Below are 20,112 nucleotides of genomic sequence, written 5' to 3' on the forward strand. Positions count from 1 at the left end.
TGGGCGCGGCGGCGGTGGACGTGGCGGGCGCGGGCGGCGCCAACGGGGCGCTGGTCGAGGGCGAACGGGTCTCGGACCCGTTCGATCAGGCCCACGCCGCCGCCTTCGCCGACTGGGGCGCGCCGACCGCCCGCGCCATCGTCGATGTCAGGCGCGCCTGCCCCGAGGCCGTCATCATCGGCTCGGGCGGCGTTCGTGACGGTGTGGATGCCGCCAAGGCGATCCGGCTGGGCGCCGACATCGTGGGTCAGTCGGCGGGCGTTCTGGCGGCGGCGACCTCTACGGAGGAAGTGGTGGAACATTTTCAGCAGGTGGTGCGCCAACTGCGAACCGTCTGTTTCTGCACCGACTCCGCCAATCTGGCGGCGTTACGCCGCGCGCCCTTGCGACCCTTCGACTGATCGCGGGCGGTTGCCAAGCGCGCATCGGGTCGTGTAGAGCGCCGCCTCCTGTTGGGGAGTAGCTTCCGGCGTCGCATCGTCGGGATCGCGTCAACACACTCGCGCTTCGGCGCGTGGCGCGATCAGCGGACCACCGCCTAGCGAGACCAGCGCGTTCCACCGCCGCACCGGCCGGCGTGGGGACCGCTGTCGCTTGCCCGGTGGAGTATTTCGCATGACCCCAGGAGCCATCGCCGTTCTGTCCCTCAGCATGTCCACGGACGCCTTCGCGGCCGCCGTGGGGCGCGGGGCGTCGCACCGACCGACCGTGCCGGCCGCCGTCAAGGCGGGCCTGGTGTTCGGGGTGATCGAGGCCATCACGCCGCTGATCGGCTGGGGGCTGGGGATCATCGCCGCCGGCCTGGTCGAGCGGATCGACCACTGGATCGCCTTCACCTTGCTGCTGATCGTGGGCGGCAAGATGATATGGGAAGGCGCCAAGCCGCGCGACGGCGACGAGGACGCCGCCCCCCGCCGCTCGGGTCCGTGGGCCCTGATCGCCACCGCCATCGGCACCAGCATCGACGCGGCGGCCGTCGGCGTGGGCCTGGCCTTCATCGGCGCCAACATCTGGGTGATCGCCGCCTCGATCGGCTTCACCACCTTCGTCCTGACGACCATCGGCATGCTGATCGGCCGGGCCGTGGGCCTGAAGTTCGGCAAGGCGGCCGAGATCATGGGCGGGGTGGCCCTGATCGGCCTGGGCACGATGATCCTTATGGAACATCTGGGCGTTCTGGGCGGCTGATCCCGGCGTGTCGGCGGGGAGAGGATCAGGCGGACGGCAGCAGGTCGTCCGCAAACGCCCGATACCGCCCCGCCCGAACGCCGTCGGTGGCGCGGGCGATGTCGGGCGCGAAATAGTGATCGCTGGCGTAGGGGGCGGCGGCTTCGCGCACGATGGCGAACACCTGCTCCAGCGCCGGCGAACTGGTCAGGGGACGGTGGAACTCGATCCCTTGCGCCGCCGCCAGCAGTTCGATGCCCACCACCGTCGCCGCATTTTCGGCCATGTCCAGCAGGCGGCGCGCGCCGTGCGTGGCCATGGAGACGTGATCCTCCTGATTGGCGCTGGTCGGAACGGTGTCCACGCTGCACGGATGGGCCACCATGCGGTTCTCGGCGATCAGGGCGGCCGCCGTCACCTGGGCGATCATGAAGCCGGAGTTTAGGCCGCTTTCCCTGACCAGAAAGGCCGGCAGTTCGCTCATCTTCGGATCGACCAGAATGGCGGTGCGACGCTCGGAGATATTGCCGATCTCGCATAGGGCCATGGCGATCTGATCGGCTGCAAAAGCAACGGGTTCGGCGTGGAAGTTGCCGCCAGAGATCACGTCGCCGTCCTCGATGAAGACCAGCGGATTGTCGGTGACGGCGTTGGCCTCGCGCTCCAGCGTCGCGGCGGCGGTCTTCAGCACGTCCAGCACCGCCCCCATGACCTGGGGCTGGCAGCGCAGGGAGTAGGGGTCCTGAACCTTGGCGCAGTCGTCGCGATGGCTGTCGCGAATGGCCGAACCGTCGATCAGTCCTCGCAGGGCTGCGGCCACGGCGATCTGGCCGGGCTGGCCGCGCAGGGCGTGGATGCGTGGATCGAACGGGGCGTCGGATCCCTTCAGCGCATCGACCGACAGGGCGCCCGCCGCCAGGCCGGCCGCGAACACCGCCTCGGCCGCGAACAGTCCCGCCAGGGCCAGCGCCGTCGAACACTGGGTGCCGTTCAACAAGGCCAGACCCTCCTTGGGTCCCAGCGTCAGCGGCGCCAGGCCCGCCTTCGCCAGCGTGGCCTCTGCCTCCAGCGTCAGGCTGTCCACTCGCGCCTCGCCCACGCCGATCAGGATGCAGGACATATGAGCCAGCGGCGCCAGATCGCCGGACGCCCCGACCGATCCCTTGGACGGAATACAGGGCAGGATGTCGGCGTTGACCAGAGCGACCAAGGCCTCCAGCGTCTCGCGCCGTATGCCCGAGGCGCCTCGCGACAGAGAGGCGATCTTCAGCACCATCAGAAGCCGCGTCACCGCATCCGGCAGCAGCGAGCCGACGCCACAGGCGTGGCTCAACACCAAATTCTTCTGAAGGGTTTCAAGGTCCTGCGGCGCGATGCTGGTGTTGGCCAAGAGGCCGAAGCCGGTGTTCACTCCATAGACGGTGCGCCCTTCGGCCACGATCGCCGCCACCGTCGCCGCGCCCTTTTCCACATCGGTCCAGGCGCGGGGCGTGATGGAAACCGTCACGGGGCCATCCAGCACGGCGCGAAGCTGGGCCAGGGTCAGGGGCGCGTCGCCGATGGTCAGGATGGTCATTGTCAGGCCCTCAGGCTGGGCAGGTTCAGCTCGTGTTCGCGGGCGGCGGCGCGGGCGATCTCATATCCCGCATCGGCATGGCGCATGACGCCGGTGGCGGGGTCGTTCCACAGGACGCGCTCCAGACGGCTGGCCGCTTCCGGCGTGCCGTCGGCGACGATGACGACGCCCGAGTGCTGTGAATAGCCCATGCCGACCCCGCCGCCGTGATGCAGAGACACCCACGACGCGCCAGAGGCCGTGTTCAGCAGGGCGTTCAGCAGGGGCCAGTCGCTGACCGCGTCCGACCCGTCCATCATCGCCTCCGTCTCGCGGTTGGGGCTGGCGACCGAGCCGGAATCCAGATGGTCGCGGCCGATGACGATGGGGCCGGACAGTTCGCCGGACGCCACCATCTCGTTGAACATCAAGCCGGCGCGATGGCGGTCGCCCAGCCCGATCCAGCAGATGCGGGCAGGCAGCCCCTGGAAGGCGATCCGCTCGCCCGCCATGTCCAGCCAGCGATGCAGCCCCGCATTGTCGGGGAACAGGCGCTTCATCGCCGCATCGGTCTTTCGGATATCCTCCGGGTCGCCGGTCAGGGCGGCCCAGCGGAACGGCCCGACGCCCCGGCAGAACAGCGGCCGGATATAGGCGGGCACGAAGCCGGGGAAGTCGAAGGCGCTCGTCACCCCCTCGTCGAAGGCGACCTGACGGATATTGTTGCCGTAATCGACCACCGGAACGCCCGCTGACTGGAAGTCCAGCATGGCCTGCACATGGGCGACGATGGACTTGCGCGCCGCCGCCGCCACCGAGGCCGGATCGCTGAGCCGCCGATCCTCCCATTGCGGGACCGCCCAGCCGGAGGGCAGATAGCCGTTGACCAGGTCATGGGCGCTGGTCTGGTCCGTCACCAGATCCGGCCGGACGCCGCGTCGCACCAGTTCAGGCAACACATCGGCCGCATTGCCCAACAGGCCGACGGATATGGGTTTTCCGGTTTCCTTGGCTGTTTCGATCATCGCCAGCGCCTCGTCCAGCGTCTCGGCCATGACGTCCAGATAACAGGTCTTCAGCCGCATCTCGATCCGGCTGCGCTGGCATTCGACAGCCAGGCAGGATGCCCCGGCCATGGTCGCCGCCAGGGTCTGGGCGCCGCCCATGCCGCCCAGGCCCGCCGTCAGGATCCATTTGCCGGACCAGTCGCCGCCGTGATGCTGGCGTCCGGCCTCCATGAAGGTTTCGTAGGTGCCTTGAACGATCCCCTGCGTGCCGATGTAGATCCACGACCCGGCCGTCATCTGGCCGTACATCATTAGCCCCTTGCGATCGAGTTCGCCGAAATGCTCCCAGGTCGCCCATTTCGGCACCAGGTTGGAGTTGGCGATCAGCACCCGCGGCGCATCGGCATGGGTGCGGAACACCCCGACCGGCTTGCCCGATTGGACCAACAGGGTCTCGTCCGCCTCCAGCGCGCGCAGGGTCTCCACGATGCGGTCGAAGGCGGCCCAGTTGCGCGCCGCCTTGCCGATGCCGCCATAGACGACCAGATCCTGCGGCCGCTCGGCGACCTCGGGGTCCAGGTTGTTCATCATCATCCGCAGGGCGGCCTCGGCGGCCCAGGTCTTGGCGGTCATCTCCGGCCCGCGCGGACTGCGGACGATGCGGGTGTTGGGCGTGTTCATCTCTGGCTTTCCGCAAAGGCGATGCAGGCGTCGAGCACGCGGCGCAGATGGCCCCGCATCGGCTCCGCGCATTCCGGCTGATAGGGGCTGGGCCAGGTGTCGGGCGACACCGGCCCGGCGGGATCGGCCATATAGCCCCGGTCGGCCAACTCCATCTGGATGGCGTGTATCCCCGCGCTCGGCCGCCCGTAATGGCGCGTGGTCCAGCCGCCCTTGAACCGGCCGTTGACGACTAGGCTGGAGCCGCTGATCGCGCAGGCGGCCTCGACGCCTTGGGTCAATTCCGGCGCGCAGGTCGCCCCGTCGTTATCGCCGATGTTGAACTGCGGCAGTTCGCCCTCGAACAGGCGCGGCACGACCGAGCGGATCGAATGGGCGTCATAGAGGACGACGGGGCCGCTCGCGCTCAGACGATCCAACTGGCCTCGCAGCGCGGCGTGATAGGGATTGAACCAGGTCGCCCGTCGCATTGCGATCTCTGCCTCGTCGGGTGCCTGGCCGTCGCGATACAGCGGTTCGCCGTCGAAGGTCTCGGTCGGGCAAAGGCCCGTCGTCGTCATGCCGGGATAGAGGGAGGTGCCGGACGGATCGCGGTTCACGTCGATGACGCTGCGTGAAATCGCCGTCCGCACCAGGGTTGCGCCCATGTCGGCGGCGAAGTCGTAGAGCCGGTCCACCCACCAGTCCGCGTCCTTGCGCGCCAGCCAGGGCGAGGTCATTCGCGCCTCGATCTCGGGCGGAATATCGGTCCCGGTGTGCGGCAGGCCGATCACCAGCGGCGCCGAACCTTCGTGGACGGTCAGCCAGTCCTTCATCCGTTCAGCCTCCCTCGCCAAATCGATCCGTCGTGGTATGTCTAGACATATTGATCGTATAGACGCGGACCTGTCCAGTGACCCCTGAAGCCCACCCTGTGGATCGCAGCCTCTGGTTCCAGGCCGCCCTGCTGCCGGTCGGCTGGGCGAACGGGGTGCGGATCGGGCTGGCGGGCGGACGGATCGCCAGGGTGGAAACCGGCGTGGCGCGCCAGCTGACGGACGCGGGCGGCGGCGTCGCGCTGCCCGGAATGACCAATCTGCACAGCCACGCCTTTCAGCGGGCGATGGCCGGCCTGACCGAGGCGCGCGGGCCTTCCGACGACGATTTCTGGACCTGGCGGGCGCTGATGTACCGCTTCCTGGACCGGGGCGGGCCTGAGGAGATCGAGGCCATCACCGCCTTGGCCTTCCTGGAGATGCTGGAGGGCGGCTTCACCCGCGTCTGCGAGTTTCATTATCTGCACAACGACCCGTCCGGCGCGCCCTATGGCGACATCGCCGAGATCGCCGGCCGGATCGTCGCGGCGGCCGAGACGACGGGGATCGGCCTGACTTTGCTGCCGGTCTTCTACGCCCACGCCGGGTTCGGCGGGCAACCGCCCGCCCACGGCCAGCGGCGGTTCGTCACCGATCTGGACGGGTTTTCCGGTCTGGTCGGCCGTTGCCGCGCCTTGACCACCGACATGGAGGGCGCCGTGGTGGGCGTGGCCCCCCACAGTCTGCGTGCCGTCGCACCGGAGGAACTGGCGGCGATGCCGGGCTTGGCGGGAGACCGACCGATCCACATCCATGTCGCCGAACAGACCAAGGAGGTTCAGGACTGCCTTGACTGGTCCGGCGCGCGTCCGGTCGAATGGCTGCTGGACAATGCGCCCGTCGATCCGCGCTGGTGCCTGATCCATTCGACCCATGTGACCGAGGCGGAATGGCGCGGTATCGTGGATCGGCAGGCCGTAGTCGGCCTGTGCCCGATTACCGAGGCCAATCTGGGCGACGGCGTCTTTCCCGCCGTCGATTTCACGCAAGGCGGGGGACGGTTCGGTATCGGCACGGATTCCAACGTCCAGATCGGCGTGGCGGAAGAGCTGCGGATGCTGGAATACAGCCAGCGGCTGGCGCGGCGGGGTCGGGCGGTCATGGCCGATCCGCAACGCTCGACAGGCCGGGCTCTCTATGATCGCGCCCTTGCGGGCGGGGCGCAGGGGGGGGGCTTGGAGGCGGGCCTGGTCGTGGGGGCCTGGGCCGACATCGTGTCGCTGGATGTGGACGGGATCGCCTTCGCCGGGCGCACAGGCGATGCGGTTCTGGACAGCTGGATTTTCGGCGCGCCCCGATCCGGCGCGATCCGCTCGGTCTGGCGAGCGGGACGCGAAGTGGTGACCAACGGCCGCCATGTCGCCCGCGACGCGGTTCACACACGCTATCGCCAGGCCCTGCTGCGCGTGCTGGGCGAGGCGGCGGCATGACGTTGCACCAGCGCATCTACGCCGATCTTGAGCGCCGCATCCTGTCCGGCGATCTGTCGCCCGGCGACCGGATTCCGTTCGAGCATGAGTTGACCGAAACCTACGACTGCTCGCGCATGACGGTCTCCAAGGCGATCTCCGAACTGGCGGGGCGGGGGCTGGTGACGCGCCGCCGCCGCGCCGGCACCTTCGTCGCCCAGCCCAAGGCCCATGCCGCCGTCCTGGCCATTCCTGATCTGCAGGCCGAGGTCGCGGCGCGCGGCCAGGTCTATGGCTATGCGTTGCTGGATCGGGTGGAGCGGAACGCCCGCGATGAAGACGAAGTCGAACTGGCCGCCGGCGGGCCTCTGCTGGACCTGACCTGCCTTCACAGCACGGACGGCACGCCTCTGGCGCTGGAACATCGGTTGATCGCGCTCGCCGCTGCGCCACAGGCCATCGACGTTGATTTTCAGACGCTTGCGCCCGGAAGCTGGTTGCTGACCTCAGAGCCCTGGACCGAAGCGGAGAACCGCATTTCCGCCATCGAGGCCGACGCCATGGCGGCGCGCCTGCTGGGTCTGAAGCCCGGCGCCGCCTGCCTGTGCGTCGAACGCCGGACATGGCGGGACGGGCAGGGGGTGACGCGGGTCTGGCAGACCTTTCCCGGCGACCGCTACGATCTGGTCGCCCGCTTCTCCCCCGCCCACATGAAGGACATCCGCCGATGAAGGCCGACCGCCTGCTGATCGACTGTCATGTCGCGACCATGACGGAAGGCGGGGCACCCTACGGCGCGATCACGGATGCGGCGGTCGCGATTACGGACGGCCGTATCGCCTGGGTCGGGCCGCGCGCCGACCTGCCGCCCATCGACGCCGTTCGGACCGACCGCCTTGAGGGGCGCTGGGTCACGCCGGGCCTGATCGACTGCCACACCCATCTGGTGTTCGGCGGGGATCGTTCGGGCGAGTTCGAACAGAGGCTGGGCGGCGCCACCTATGAGCAGATCGCCCGCGCGGGCGGCGGCATCGTCTCTTCGGTCAAGACGACGCGGGCGGCGTCGGAAGACGAACTGTTCGCTTCGGCCATGAGCCGCCTGGCCGGCCTGAAGGCGACCGGCGTGACCACCGTCGAGATCAAGTCCGGCTATGGCCTGGATCGCGACACCGAGCTGAAGATGCTGCGCGTCGCCCGACGGATCGGGCGCGAAGGCGGGGTGCGCGTGCGCACCACCTATCTGGGCCTGCACGCCGTGCCGCCCGAATATCGCGAAGACCGCGCCGCCTATGTCGATCTGGCCATCGACGACATCCTGCTGGCGGCCCATTCGCAGGGTCTGGTGGACGCTGTGGACGCCTATTGCGAGCCCATCGCCTTCTCGACGCAAGAGGTTTCGCGCCTGTTCGACAAGGCGCGCGACCTGGGCCTGCCGGTCAAGCTGCACGCCGACCAGTTGTCCAACGGCGGCGGAGCGGCACTGGCCGCGCATCATCGTGCGCTGTCCGCCGATCATATCGAACACGCGACCGAAGGCGGCGTCGCCGCCATGGCCGCCGCCGGCGTGGTCGCGGTATTGCTGCCCGGCGCCTATCTGATGCTGCGCGAAACCCAGGCGCCGCCGGTCGATCTGCTGCGCCGCCACGCAGTGCGAATGGCCGTCGCCACGGATTGCAACCCTGGCACGTCGCCCTTGGCCTCCATGACCGCCGCCCTGAACCTGGCCTGCGTCCAGTTCCGCCTGACCCCCGAAGAGGCTCTGGTCGGCGCGACGCGAGAGGCCGCCCGAGCGCTCGGGATGGTGCAGCAGGCGGGAACGGTGGAAACGGGCAAGGCGGCCGACCTGTCGGTCTGGGACGTCTCAGGCCCCGCCGAACTTTGCTACTGGCTGGGCAAGCCCCTGCTGAACCGACGCTACCTCGAAGGGTATCCCGCATAGGTTGCGTTGAGCATAAGGATAACCATAGATTGTTTGCATGCTCGCAGAACAATCTAACGATGTGGACGCCTTCATCGCGCACTGGTCCGCGGCCCCCATCAGCGAGCGCGCGCACTATCAGACCTTCATCATCCAGCTTTGCCGCCTGATCGGCGCGCCGGCCCCGGACGACGAGCGCGCCGGCGACCTGGACTACTGTTTCGAGCGGCCGATCCAGTTCCGTCACGACAACGGACTGACCACAATGGGCTGGATCGATTGCGCCAAGCGGGGCTGCTTCGTCCTGGAGGCCAAGCAGTCGCGCAAACGCCGGGACGGCGGACCGTTCGATCCCGCCGCCCAGTTGGCGCGCTTGGCGAAACCGGCCGCCAGGTCGCGCGCGCCGTCGCAGGAGGCGCTGGACCGCGTCATGCGTATCGCCAAACGCCAGGCCGAAAACTACGCCAAGGCGCTGGACGAATGGCCGCCTTTCCTGATCACCGTCGACGTCGGGCGCTCGATCGAGCTGTGGTCGGATTTTGCGAGACAGGGCAAGATCTACGCGCCGTTTCCCGACCGCGCCGGCCACCGCATCACCCTGGAACACCTGCGCTCGCCGGACGTGCGCGAGCGGCTGCGTCGGGTCTGGACCGATCCGATGTCGCTGGACCCCGCCGCACGGTCCGCCGAGGTTACGACGGACATCGCGACCTCGCTCGCCTGGCTGGTCAAGTCGATCAACAACCGCCGCCAGGTCGGTCTGGGGCGGGTGGAGCGCACGGCCCAGGCCGCCAGGACGGCCCGGTTCGTCATGCAGTGCATCTTCGCCATGTTCGCCGACAGTGTGAAACTGATAACCCACCGCAGCTTCCTGGAACTGCTCCAAAGCCACAAGGGAACGGCCGACCGGTTTCATGAGGGTGCGCGCGACCTGTTCCGAACGATGGAAAAGGGCGGCTATTGCGTCGCCACGCGACAGAATGTGCCGTGGTTCAACGGCGGGCTTTACAAGACGGTCGAAACGCTTCCGATCACAGAGGATGAACTGGCGGCGCTGATCGCGGCGGCGAAATGCGACTGGACCGATGTGGAGCCGGCCATATTCGGAACGCTGCTGGAACAGGCGCTCGATCCGGCGGAACGCGCGGAACTGGGCGCCCACTACACGCCGCGCGCCTATGTCGAGCGGCTGATCGAGCCGACCATCATGGAGCCGCTGCGGGCGGACTGGGAGGCCGTGGAGGCCGAGGCGGTCGCCGATTTCGTCCAGGGCGACGCCGTGAAGGCGCGCCGCCGGCTTCACGCCTTTCATGAGCAGCTTTGCAAGACGCGCGTCCTGGATCCGGCCTGCGGCACGGGCAACTTCCTCTATGTCGCCATGCGGATGATGAAGGAGCTGGAAGAGGAGGTGTTCGGCACGCTCGGCGAAATGGGCGAACGCCAGGGCGTTCTGGCCTTCCAGGGCCAGGTCGTCAGCCCGGAACAGTTCTATGGCATCGAGAAGAACGCCAACGCCGCCTGGATCGCGGAGATGGTGATGTGGATCGGTTATCTGCAATGGTATTTCAAGGCGACCGGCGGCTACTCGCCGTCCGAGCCGATCCTGAAGAATTTTCGCACGATCCGTCATGCCGACGCCTTGCTGGACTATGCACGCGTCGAGGCGGCGCCAATCCGGGCAGCGGGCGTGCGAGAGGCTGAAACCTACGTCGATCCGCGCCCAACGCCCTGGCCTTCCGTGCATTTCATCGTCGGCAATCCGCCCTTCATCGGCGGCAAGGATCTGAGACGCGAACTGGGCGACGGCTATGTGGACGCCCTGTCGACGATCAGAGGCGGGCGGTTCCTGTCGGCGGACTTCGTCACCGCCTGGTGGGATCGCGCGGCTGACATCCTGAAACAGCCGGGGTCGATCCTGCGCCGGTTCGGCTTCATCACCACCAACTCGATCACCCAGACCTTTTCACGCCGCGTGCTGGAGCACCATCTGCGCGCCACGCCGCCCATCAGGCTGGTCTTCGCCATTCCCGATCATCCGTGGGTCAGGGGCGCAGGATGCGCCGACGTCAGGATCGCCATGTCCGTCGCCGAGCGGGGAGAGCCGGACGGCCACGGCCGGTGGCTGCGACTTGTCGATCCCGACGCCCCGACGTTTGAGGAAAGGCACGGCGACATCGGCGCTGACCTGATGCTGGACAGCCGTTTGACGCAGATCCGCCCGCTGAAGGCCAACGCCGGCCTGGCCTATCGCGGCGTTCAGCTGATGGGCGCGGGATTTCAGGTCGCGCCGGAACGGGCGAAGGCGCTGCTGGCCGGTTCGGACGCGGATGCGCCGTCGCCGGTTCGGGATTATCGCAACGGCCGCGATCTGGCGGATCGGCCCAGGGGCGTGCAGGTCATCGACTTCTTCGGCTGGGACGAGGGCGAGGCGCGACGCCGCCACCCGCTGCTTTTCCAGCATCTGCTGGAGGCGGTGAAGCCGGAACGCGACCGAAACAATCGCGCCTCATACCGCGAGAACTGGTGGATTTTCGGCGAGCCCCGGCGCGATCTCCGCGCTGCGTTGCAGGGCTTGAACCGCTACATCGTCACGGTCGAGACGGCCAAACATCGCTGGTTCCGTTTCCTGGATGCGTCGGTCCTGCCGGACAACAAGCTTGTGGTGATCGCCAGCGACGATCCGGCGGTTCTGGGTGTGTTGTCGTCGCGTCACCACCGCGCCTGGTTCGCCGCCAACGCCGGGCGGATCGGCGAGTACGAGCGCGAGGCGGTCTATGTGAAGGGCGTCTGCTTCGACGCCTTTCCCTTCCCCGATCTGACCGCGGCGGCGGCCGCGGAGATCGCCGTGCTGGCCGAAGAGCTGGATGCTCTGAGAGCGTCCGTCCTTCGCGACAGCCCGGATCAGACCATGACCGGCCTCTACAACGACCGGGCGCGGATGGGGCAGGGCGACGCCCTGACCGAGGTCGAGCGGGAGGCTCAGGAGGCGGCGCGCATCGGTCTGATCGACCATCTGCACCAACGTCTCGATCAGCAGGTGTCGCGCGCCTACGGCTGGCCGGACGATCTGACCGACGCCCAGATCGTGGATCGCCTGATCGGCCTGAACCACGCCCGCGCAGAACAGGAGGCGGCGGGCGAGATCGCCTTCGTTCGGCCGGTCCACCAGGCGGACAAGGTCCGACGATCCAGCGCGACCAGGCCCGTGCAACCGGCCCTGCCGACATCGCGCGAGAAGCTGTTGCTGCCCGAAGAGCCCGGCGTCCTGGCGTCGAGCCTGTTGGCCATTCTGCGCAAGGAGGGGGTGCCCATGTCGCCGGGGGATCTGGTCGAGGCGTTCGAGGGCAGTCGGCCGCGCGCCCGGCGGTTGATCAGCCATACGTTGAAGGTGTTGGCGGTCGCCGGCTCGGTTCAACTGACCGATGTCGGCTGGTTCGCGCCGCGGCGGATGCCGACCTAGACCTGGGCGACGCCGATGGCCTTCATCAAGGCGTCTCGGATCGCGGCTTCGGTGAAGGGTTTCTGCACGGTGGGCTGGCCGCGCCATTCGTCGGGCAGGCCGCCTTCGCCATAGCCGGTGGAGAAGACGAACGGCACGCCGCGCGCCTTCAGCGCCTCGGCGACCGGGAAAATCTGCTGGCCGGCGACGTTGACGTCCAGAAGCGCGGCGTCCAACCCTTCGGCGTCGCGCGCCAGGGCAAGACCTTCGTCAATGGTGGAGGCGGGGCCGACAGGCACGCACTCCATGTCTTCCAGAATGGTCTCGATCAACATGGCGACGAGCGATTCGTCTTCCACGATCAGGACGCGGCGGCCGGTCAGGGGTTGGGTCATTGGGCAGCGGTCCTGTCGAGCGGAATCGTAAGCTCCGCGATCAATCCGTCCGGGGCGTAGACCAGATCGATCTCTCCCGCCAGATCATGGCGAATGTTTCGTTCAATCAAGCGACTACCGAAGCCTCTTCTGTCCGGTATCGCAACCTTCGGCCCGCCTGTTTCGCGCCAGGTCAGGCGCAGTTTGCGATCGCGTTGGTCGGCCAGCGCCCAGTCGATCAGCACTCGCCCTTCAGGCGTGTGCAAGGCCCCGTATTTGGCCGCGTTGGTCGCCAGCTCGTGAAAGATCATGCCGAGCGACAGAACCACCGAAGGCTCCAGTGACACGGGCGGACCGATCAGACTGACCCGCGTGGGACCATAGGCTTCGGTTTCGTGCTGCAGGATGGCGCGCAGATCGGCGCCTTCCCAATGGCTCTGGGTCAGCAGATTGTGGGTGTGGGACAGGGACATGATCCGCGACTGGAAGGTCTCGGCGAAGCCGGCTGGATCGGTATTGGACCGCGCGGTCTGGATGGCGATGGACTGGACCGTGGCCAGGGTGTTCTTCACCCGGTGATTCAGTTCGTCGATCATCAGCTTCTGGCGCTGGGCGGCCTGGACGTTGGCGGTGACGTCATGGCCTTGCACGAAGATGCCGACGACCACGCCCGAACCGTCCCGGATCGGCTGATAGATGAAGTTCAGATAGACCGTCTCCAGCGGACCATCGGGCGTGCGTTGCAGGCGGGCGGGGCTTTCGCGGCCTTCGTAGGGTTCGCCGGTGGCGAAGACGCTGTCCAGCAGGTCGAAGAAGCCCTGACCGTCCAGCTCGGGCAGGGCCTCGCGCACCGATCTTCCAGCGATGTCGCGATGGCCGATCAACTGGCCATAGGCGTCGTTGTGCATCTGAAACCGATGGTCCGGCCCGGACAGAATGGCGACGAAACCCGGGGCCTGCATGAACATTTCGACCAGGCGATTGCGCTCGCCTTCGAGGCGGCGATTGGCCTCCTGCACCGACTGGGCGCGGCGAAGGACCGAGCCGCCGACGATGGCGTCCAGAGCGGTGGTCGGTTCGTCCGGTCTGATGGCAGGCGACAGGTCGGTGACGTCCGTGGTGTGCTGCAGCAGGAGTTCGACCTCTCCGGCCGCATTCAGCACGGGCGTGTGCGTGGCGCTCCAAACTCGTTCGACGAAGCCCAGACTGCCATCGGCCAGCGTCTTTTGCACCGAGAAGCGGACGACCGCCAGATGGTCGCGCTGACGTGTATCGCGCGCCTTTTCCAGCGAATCGCGCACCTGGCGCACGTTCTCGGGGGCGTCGGACCCTGGCCCGGAATCGAAGGCGGCGAACAGCGGCTGGCCCACGATGTCCTGGCGCCGAGCCCCTGTCACCTCCTCGTAGGCGCGATTGACGGCGACGATCCGCAGATCGGGCGTCAATAGCACATAGGGATTTGGCGAGCTTTCGAACGCCGCGCCCAAGGCCGCAGTCTGAACGGCCGTCAGGCTGTTTGATGTCTTCGGATCGTTCAACGCCTACCCCGTTAGCTGCGCGATAACGCACGATGCGCGAAACGGTTCGATAATGAGATTTCATCGACTGTGATCGCAAGATCATTGGCCTGTCGCCAGGATTTGCTAATCAGCGGGCATGACAATCGCCGGCGTCTTCGCCACCCTCTCGCTCATGATCGCGCCCGCAGCCGACCAGCCCACCGTCCGCATTTCACAGGGCGTCCTGACCGGACGCGCCGACGGCGACGTGGTCTCCTTCAAGAACATTCCCTATGCCGCGCCGCCGACGGCTGCGCGTCGGTGGCGGCCGCCCGGCCCCGGGCCGACCTGGCAGGGACAACGCGACGCCGGCGCCTATGGACCGATCTGCATCCAGGCGCCGCCCAGCGGCGATCCGGGCGTCGGTCCCTTGCCGATGAGCGAGGACTGTCTGAACCTGAACGTCTGGCGGCCGGCGGGCGCCAGTCAGCCGGCGCCGGTCATGGTCTGGATCCATGGCGGCGGGATGGTGAACGGTTCGGGCACCGCGCCGCTGTATGATGGGGCCGCCCTGGCCCGGCGGGGCATGGTGGTCGTCACCCTGAACTATCGGCTGGGGCGTCTGGGCTTCTTCGATCATCCGGCCCTGGCGGCCGAGCGGCCGGCGGGCGAGGCGGCCGCCAACTATGGCCTGATGGATGTGACGGCGGCGCTGAAATGGGTGCGCGCCAATATCGCGGCCTTCGGCGGCGACCCCAAGAACGTCACCATCTTCGGCGAGTCGGCGGGCGGGGCCATCGTGACGCGACTGATGATCTCGCCGCCCGCGCGGGGCCTGTTCGACCGGGCCGTGGTCCAGTCGGGCCTGGGGCGCGAGTTGCAGACGCCGCTGGACCGCAAGGGTCCGCACGGCGCTCCATCGGCGCGCGAGCGGGGCGAGGTCTGGGCCTATGGCGCGGGTCTTCGCACGGCGGCGGACCTGCGCGCGGCGCCGGCCGACCTGTTCCTGACGCCGCCGCCGGTGTTCGCCAATGGCGACCTGACCCTGGTCGACGGCCGCGTCGTGCCGTCCACGGTCGAGGCCGCCTTCAAGGCCGGGCGTCAGGCGGCCGTGCCGCTGATCATCGGCACCAACAGCGCCGAGTTCTGGTGGATGCGCCCGACCGATCGCAACGGCTATGGCCAGATCGACGACGACATGACCTGGCTGGAGCGGGCCGACGCGGTCCAGGCCTACGGCGGGCTAGAGGCGTTCGACAAGCTGGTCGTCACCGACCTGGTCTTTTCCGAACCGGCGCGGATGCTGGCGCGACTGCACAACAAGGCGGGGCATCCGGCCTGGCTCTATCGGTTCGACATCTCGTCGCCGCAGAACCCAGAGCCGCACGGCGGCGCGACCCACGCCATCGAACGCCCCTATGTGTTCGGCACGCTGAACACCCTGCCGTATCCGGTCGAGGATCGGGACCGCAGGGCGTCGGACGCCATGATGGGCTATTGGACCGCCTTCGCGCGCTCGGGCGATCCGAACGGCGTGGGCCGCCCGGAATGGCCGAAGGCCAGGGCAGGGGACACCCGGCTCATGAACTTCGGCAACGCCGGGCCGACCGTGACGCCCGTGCCGTTCAGCGCGCGCCTGGACCTGTTGGAGCGGTTCCGCGAGCGGCCGCGCCCGTAAGCGGTTCAGCCGGCGGAGGTCGCCGGCGACTGCTTCTCCTTCAGCGTCACCAGTTCCTCGGCCATGGTGGGGTGAACGGCGCAGGTGGCGTCCCATTGCGCCTTGGTCAGGCCGGCCTTCACGGCGATGGCGGCCAGCTGGATCATCTCCGGGCTGTCGGGACCGACGATATGGACGCCGACGACCCGCTGGCTGTCGGCGTCGACCACCAGCTTCATCAGCACCCGCTCGTCGGAGCCGGTGAAGGCGTATTTCATCGGGCGGAACCGGGTGACATAGACGTCCACGCCGTTCGAGCAGGACCGCCGCGCCTCCGCTTCGCTCAGGCCCACCACCCCGACCGGCGGCTGGCTGAAGACGGCGGTGGCCACCGCCTCGTAATCGAAGTGCTGGGGATTGTCGCGATAGACGGTCTGGTGAAAGGCGACCGCCTCGCGGATGGCGACGGGTGTCAGGTTCATCCGGTCGGTGACGTCGCCGATGGCCCAGATATTGTCGGCCGTGGTTCTGGAATACGCATCGACCTTGATCGCGCCTTGGTCGGTCAACTCCACGCCGGCGGTTTCCAGACCGAGATCCTTGACGTAGGGGATGCGGCCTGTGGCGAACATGACCACGTCCGTCTCCAGCTTCATGCCGTTTTCCAGATGGTTGACCAGGCCGGTCTCGGTCTTTTCGATCTTCTCGTGCTGGCAGCCCAGGATGACCTTGATGCCGCGCTTCTCGATCTCGCCGGCCAGATGGGCGCGCACATCGTCGTCGAATCCGCGCAGGATGTTGGGGCCGCGATAGATGAGGGTGGTCTCGACCCCCAATCCGGCGAAGATGCCGGCGAACTCCACGGCGATATAGCCGCCGCCGGCGATAAGTATGCGTTTGGGCAGTTCCGGCAGATGGAAGGCTTCTTCGGAGGTGATGGCGTGCTCGATGCCGGGCAGGTCCTCCGGCTTCCACGGCCGGCCGCCGGTGGCGATCAGGATCTTTTCGGCGGTGATGGTGCGGTCTTTGCCGACGATCTCGACGGTATGGGCGTCCTTCATGACCGCCCGGCCGTGCACCAACTCCACCCCCGCCTTGCCCAGATTGGCGGCGTAGATGCCCGACAGCCGCGCGATCTCGACGTCCTTGGCCTCAAGGAACCTGGGCCAGTCGAAGGTGGCGTCGGCGAACGACCAGCCATAGCCCTCGGCGATCTCCAGCGCGTGGCTGACCTCGGACGCCATGACCATGAACTTCTTGGGCACGCAGCCGCGGATGACGCAGGTGCCGCCGACGCGAAACTCTTCCGCGACCGCGACCCGCTTGCCGTCCAGCGCCGTCAGCCGCGCCGCCCGCACGCCCCCGGAACCCGCGCCGATGACGAAGAGATCGTAGTCGTAGTCGGCCATGGCGTGCGTCCGTTCAGCAGGAACCCCATCCGAAGGGGCTCTGGCATTTAAGCCGCTCGCCGCGAAATCCAAGCCCGCCCGCTGGTCGGGTTCGCGGCGCCCTCGGCGGAACGGGCGTCTATCGCTGGGGGTTCTGCCGTTGATCAACAGCCGTAAAGGGATGCGGACATGCAACGAACGAAGCTGGGGGCGGCGCCCGCCGTCGCGCTTTGCGGTCTTCTCCTCATGGCGGGTTGCGACCGCCAGCCGGGCCAGCCCCGCCCAGAAGCGACGACCGCCGCGCCGACGGCTGAGCCAGCGCAGGACAAGACGCCCGAGAGGGCGGCAGAGGCGTCGCCGGCTTCATCGACCCAGACCTGCCACCTATCTGTCGATGGTCAGGTGCGGGTTCAGGGGCCATGCCTGGTCTTCCCGTTCGGCGATGGCGGGTACACGATGAACGCCTGGTCGAACGGCAAGCCGTCGCAGTCGCATTTCGCGGTCGTCACGACCAATGGCGACGGCACGGCCGACGCCACCTGGAACGCCGATCCCGACGACGCGCGCGCGGGCGATCCGCTGGGCAAAGTCACATTCGCGGACGGATGCTGGAGCAATGACCGCGCCCGGATCTGCGCCGGGATGCGATGAGAAGGCGCGTCTTGCGGGCGTGTGGGGCTGCAACGCCAGCCTGTCTCGAAGTTGTAACGAAAGCGTAGCCGTATCGTATCCGCAGCGGCTTAGACGCGGGCCCCTCAACGGGGGATATGCGTCATGGTGTCACATTTTAAGCGGCTGAGTTTGGCCAGCCTGCTGGCAGGCACGGCCTTGTCGGGTTGGGCGGGGGCCGCCGCAGCGGAAACCACTGCCGCCGACCCGGCCGTCGATCAGGTCGTGCAACGGTCGTCGGTCGATCAGCTGGACGAGATCGTGGTGGTCGGCTCGGGCCAGACCCGTTCGGTTTCGACCCTCACGCCGGCCAATCTGGAAACCCTGCCGCCGGGAACCAGCGTCCAGAAGGCGCTGAACTTCCTGCCGGGCGTCAGCGCCCAGTCGATCGACGCCCTGGGCGTGAACGAGCAGTCGCTGACCCTGCAGGTGCGCGGGTTCAACACAACCCACCTGGGCTATACGCTGGACGGGGTGCCGTTGGGGGACGGCGCCTATAACAACTACAACGGCCTGACGATCAGCCGAGCGCTGATTTCCGAGAATCTGGGCCGCGCGGACCTGGCCACCGGCATCGCCGGCCTGAGCATTCCGTCGACCAGCAATCTGGGCGGCGCCCTGATCTACACCTCGCGCAATCCCAGCCGCGCGTTCGGCCTGGCCGCCAGCCAAGGCTTCGGCAGCGAGTCGTCAAAGCGCAGCTTCCTGCGCGTGGACACGGGCGAGCACAACGGCTTTTCGGCCTATGTGTCGGGCCAGTACAGCGAGCAGGATCTGTTCGTGAACCAGGGCGCCTACAAGACGTCGTGGGGCCGCCAGTTCAACGGCAAGGCCATGTACCGTTTCGATCGCGGCGCCATCACCGCCTTCGCCGACCTGTCGCGTACCAACCAGGCCGACGACGCCTATCTGTCCAAGGACATGCTGAACCGGCTGGGCTGGGACTGGGCGGGCTATGCGCCCGACTGGCAGTCGTATCTGGGCGTCGCCTATTGCGGCGTGACCAATCCGACGGCGACGGCCAAATGCGTTCCGGCGCCCGCGCCGCAGAAGAACTCGGACGTGACCTTCACCAATGGTCAGATCCTGCGTAACGACGACCTCTATTATCTGGCCGGCGACTACGATCTGACGGACAATCTGAAGATCAACGCCAAGGTCTATCGCCACACGGACAAGGGCGCGGGCAACAACTTCATCACGGGCTGGTCCACTCAAGGAACCGCGACCACGGCCGACGACGTGCCGGTTCAGATCCGCGACACCCGCTACACCATCGACCGCTCGGGCGTGTTGGGCGGCCTGAGCTGGGTCTTCGGTCCCCATCACGTCCAGGCCGGATTCTGGTTCGAGGAGAACACCTCCAGCGCCGCGCGCTACATCCGCACCGATGTGAGCGGCCCCTTCAGCCTGGCCCACTATCTGGACGGTCAGCCGGCCCGCGCCCAGTGGGTGCAGGAGACGGACTGGGAGACGCGCCAGTTCTACATCCAGGACACGCTGTCGCTGCTGAACGACGCGGTGACGGTCGATTTCGGCTTCAAGAGCACCTACGCCAAGTCGGACGCCAAGGCGATCGACGGCATCGCCGCGACCCCGCCGCCCGCCTCCAGCCAGTTCGCCAGCGGCAGCCTGACGGCCAAGGATAATTTCCTGCCCGAGATCGGCGTCCACTGGCAGGTCGCCGAGGGCCATGAACTGTACGCCAGCTACGCCGAGAACATGGCCATGTTCCAGGGCGGCTTCAAACTGGGGCCGCAATCGGTGTCGCAGGCCATCTGGGACCTGCAGGGCCAGTATCTGAAGCCCGAGACCTCCAAGAGCTTCGACGCCGGCTACCGTTACATCAGCGGGCCGCTTCAGGTCGCGCTGGCGGCCTATCGGGTCAAGTTCGACGACCGGCTGCTGCAATACAATCCGTGCCCGACCAACCAGCAGCAGAACCCAGGCTGCGGCAACTCCTTCCACAACGCCGGCAGCGTGACCAGCACGGGCGTCGAACTGGGCGTGCTGTGGAAGCCGACCCCCTGGTTCAACTGGTACAACTCAGCGTCCTACAGCAAGACGACCTATGACGACGATCTGAACTGGTGCACCACAACCTGCGTGGTCAAGGCGACGGCCGGCAAGCAGCAGGTCGATACGCCCAAGGAGATGCTGTCCAGCGTGGTCACGGTGAACTGGCGCGGCTTCTCAGGCTCACTGATGGGCAAGTACACGGGCGAGCGGTTCTACACCTACACCAACGACCAGGGCTTCGGCGGCTATACGACCTTCGATCTGGGCCTCAGCTACGACCTGAGCGAAATCGGGGCGACCGGGGTGAAGTTCGCGGTCAATGTGACCAATCTGACCGACAAGCGCTACGCCTCGAACTTCGACGGCAGCGTCTTCGCGCCGGACGATGCGACGGGCAGCATCGTGGTCTTCCACGCATCGGCCCCGCGTCAGGTGTTCGCCACCGTAAGCTACGCCTTCTGACCCTTGCGTCGGCG

General features: G+C 67.4%; 15 protein-coding genes and 1 riboswitch. Of the genes, 9 read left to right on the plus strand and 6 right to left on the minus strand.

The window, feature by feature from the left end; all coding sequences use genetic code 11:
- Together RTU05_RS07330 and RTU05_RS07335 are read left to right on the plus strand one after the other, a co-directional pair.
- Positions 1-401: alpha-hydroxy-acid oxidizing protein (locus RTU05_RS07330; RefSeq protein ID WP_312597004.1), on the plus strand; the 401-nt coding region annotated here is incomplete at its 5' end.
- A 44-nt stretch (positions 402-445) separates the two neighbouring features.
- A riboswitch (yybP-ykoY riboswitch) is annotated at positions 446-589 on the plus strand.
- 26 nt (positions 590-615) lie between these two features.
- On the plus strand, positions 616-1,188 hold the full coding sequence (locus RTU05_RS07335) for a manganese efflux pump MntP family protein (RefSeq protein ID WP_312597006.1): 573 nt from the start codon (positions 616-618) through the stop codon (positions 1,186-1,188).
- A gap of 25 nt (positions 1,189-1,213) precedes the next feature.
- Here RTU05_RS07335 and hutH read toward each other — a convergent pair whose 3' ends face one another.
- The 3 genes from hutH to hutG are packed head-to-tail and all read right to left on the minus strand — an operon-like array spanning position 1,214 to position 5,225.
- A complete protein-coding gene (gene hutH, locus RTU05_RS07340; protein ID WP_312597008.1) occupies positions 1,214-2,743 on the minus strand; it encodes a histidine ammonia-lyase in 1,530 nt (509 codons plus the stop codon).
- A gap of 2 nt (positions 2,744-2,745) precedes the next feature.
- Positions 2,746-4,410 (minus strand): urocanate hydratase, encoded by a 1,665-nt coding sequence (gene hutU / locus RTU05_RS07345; RefSeq protein WP_312597010.1) that lies wholly within the window; start codon positions 4,408-4,410, stop codon positions 2,746-2,748.
- Positions 4,407-5,225: an N-formylglutamate deformylase gene (hutG, locus tag RTU05_RS07350; protein WP_312597012.1), complete on the minus strand. Its 819-nt coding sequence runs from the start codon at positions 5,223-5,225 to the stop codon at positions 4,407-4,409. The genes hutU and hutG overlap by 4 nt, the downstream gene beginning before the upstream one ends.
- A gap of 77 nt (positions 5,226-5,302) precedes the next feature.
- On the opposite strand from hutG, the gene RTU05_RS07355 reads away from it, so the two are divergent.
- The 4 genes from RTU05_RS07355 to RTU05_RS07370 are packed head-to-tail and all read left to right on the plus strand — an operon-like array spanning position 5,303 to position 12,051.
- Complete coding sequence (locus tag RTU05_RS07355) at positions 5,303-6,694, plus strand: formimidoylglutamate deiminase (protein WP_312597014.1); 1,392 nt, start codon at positions 5,303-5,305, stop codon at positions 6,692-6,694.
- Positions 6,691-7,404 carry a histidine utilization repressor gene (gene hutC / locus RTU05_RS07360; protein WP_312597016.1) on the plus strand — a complete coding sequence of 238 codons (714 nt, stop codon included), beginning with the start codon at positions 6,691-6,693 and terminating at the stop codon, positions 7,402-7,404. The genes RTU05_RS07355 and hutC overlap by 4 nt, the downstream gene beginning before the upstream one ends.
- Positions 7,401-8,612: an imidazolonepropionase gene (gene hutI / locus RTU05_RS07365; protein WP_312597018.1), complete on the plus strand. Its 1,212-nt coding sequence runs from the start codon at positions 7,401-7,403 to the stop codon at positions 8,610-8,612. The genes hutC and hutI overlap by 4 nt, the downstream gene beginning before the upstream one ends.
- A 37-nt stretch (positions 8,613-8,649) precedes the next feature.
- Positions 8,650-12,051, plus strand: a complete 3,402-nt coding sequence (locus RTU05_RS07370; RefSeq protein WP_312597020.1) for a DNA methyltransferase — start codon at positions 8,650-8,652, stop codon at positions 12,049-12,051.
- Here the strand turns inward: RTU05_RS07370 and RTU05_RS07375 are convergent.
- Complete coding sequence (locus RTU05_RS07375) at positions 12,048-12,425, minus strand: response regulator (protein ID WP_312597022.1); 378 nt, start codon at positions 12,423-12,425, stop codon at positions 12,048-12,050. The two genes, RTU05_RS07370 and RTU05_RS07375, sit on opposite strands and share 4 nt — an antisense overlap.
- Complete coding sequence (locus RTU05_RS07380) at positions 12,422-13,942, minus strand: HWE histidine kinase domain-containing protein (protein WP_312597024.1); 1,521 nt, start codon at positions 13,940-13,942, stop codon at positions 12,422-12,424. Before RTU05_RS07380 ends, RTU05_RS07375 begins: the two co-directional genes overlap by 4 nt.
- A 118-nt stretch (positions 13,943-14,060) precedes the next feature.
- On the opposite strand from RTU05_RS07380, the gene RTU05_RS07385 reads away from it, so the two are divergent.
- Entirely contained in the window at positions 14,061-15,581 is a 1,521-nt protein-coding gene (locus tag RTU05_RS07385; protein ID WP_312597026.1) for a carboxylesterase family protein, read from the plus strand.
- A gap of 5 nt (positions 15,582-15,586) precedes the next feature.
- Here the strand turns inward: RTU05_RS07385 and gor are convergent, their stop codons facing one another.
- Positions 15,587-16,969, minus strand: a complete 1,383-nt coding sequence (gor, locus tag RTU05_RS07390; protein WP_312597027.1) for a glutathione-disulfide reductase — start codon at positions 16,967-16,969, stop codon at positions 15,587-15,589.
- Positions 16,970-17,137: 168 nt separating this feature from the next.
- Between gor and RTU05_RS07395 the strand changes: the two genes are divergently transcribed.
- Together RTU05_RS07395 and RTU05_RS07400 are read left to right on the plus strand one after the other, a co-directional pair.
- On the plus strand, positions 17,138-17,599 hold the full coding sequence (locus RTU05_RS07395; protein WP_312597029.1) for a hypothetical protein: 462 nt from the start codon (positions 17,138-17,140) through the stop codon (positions 17,597-17,599).
- A 123-nt stretch (positions 17,600-17,722) separates the two neighbouring features.
- Positions 17,723-20,098 carry a TonB-dependent receptor domain-containing protein gene (locus tag RTU05_RS07400; protein WP_312597031.1) on the plus strand — a complete coding sequence of 792 codons (2,376 nt, stop codon included), beginning with the start codon at positions 17,723-17,725 and terminating at the stop codon, positions 20,096-20,098.
- The last annotated feature ends 14 nt before the right edge of the window (positions 20,099-20,112 follow it).

It is taken from the genome of Brevundimonas sp. (genome assembly GCF_032017145.1).
Taxonomy (GTDB): Bacteria; Pseudomonadota; Alphaproteobacteria; order Caulobacterales; family Caulobacteraceae; genus Brevundimonas.

What these genes read in the sequence shown, in the direction of transcription:
- RTU05_RS07335 (WP_312597006.1), top strand. Translation starts at nt 616, where the DNA reads ATGACCCCAGGAGCCATCGCCGTTCTGTCCCTCAGCATGTCCACGGAC.
- hutH (WP_312597008.1), bottom strand. Translation starts at nt 2,743, where the DNA reads ATGACCATCCTGACCATCGGCGACGCGCCCCTGACCCTGGCCCAGCTT.
- hutU (WP_312597010.1), bottom strand. Translation starts at nt 4,410, where the DNA reads ATGAACACGCCCAACACCCGCATCGTCCGCAGTCCGCGCGGGCCGGAG.
- hutG (WP_312597012.1), bottom strand. Translation starts at nt 5,225, where the DNA reads ATGAAGGACTGGCTGACCGTCCACGAAGGTTCGGCGCCGCTGGTGATC.
- hutC (WP_312597016.1), top strand. Translation starts at nt 6,691, where the DNA reads ATGACGTTGCACCAGCGCATCTACGCCGATCTTGAGCGCCGCATCCTG.
- hutI (WP_312597018.1), top strand. Translation starts at nt 7,401, where the DNA reads ATGAAGGCCGACCGCCTGCTGATCGACTGTCATGTCGCGACCATGACG.
- RTU05_RS07370 (WP_312597020.1), top strand. Translation starts at nt 8,650, where the DNA reads ATGCTCGCAGAACAATCTAACGATGTGGACGCCTTCATCGCGCACTGG.
- RTU05_RS07375 (WP_312597022.1), bottom strand. Translation starts at nt 12,425, where the DNA reads ATGACCCAACCCCTGACCGGCCGCCGCGTCCTGATCGTGGAAGACGAA.
- RTU05_RS07385 (WP_312597026.1), top strand. Translation starts at nt 14,061, where the DNA reads ATGACAATCGCCGGCGTCTTCGCCACCCTCTCGCTCATGATCGCGCCC.
- gor (WP_312597027.1), bottom strand. Translation starts at nt 16,969, where the DNA reads ATGGCCGACTACGACTACGATCTCTTCGTCATCGGCGCGGGTTCCGGG.
- RTU05_RS07395 (WP_312597029.1), top strand. Translation starts at nt 17,138, where the DNA reads ATGCAACGAACGAAGCTGGGGGCGGCGCCCGCCGTCGCGCTTTGCGGT.
- RTU05_RS07400 (WP_312597031.1), top strand. Translation starts at nt 17,723, where the DNA reads ATGGTGTCACATTTTAAGCGGCTGAGTTTGGCCAGCCTGCTGGCAGGC.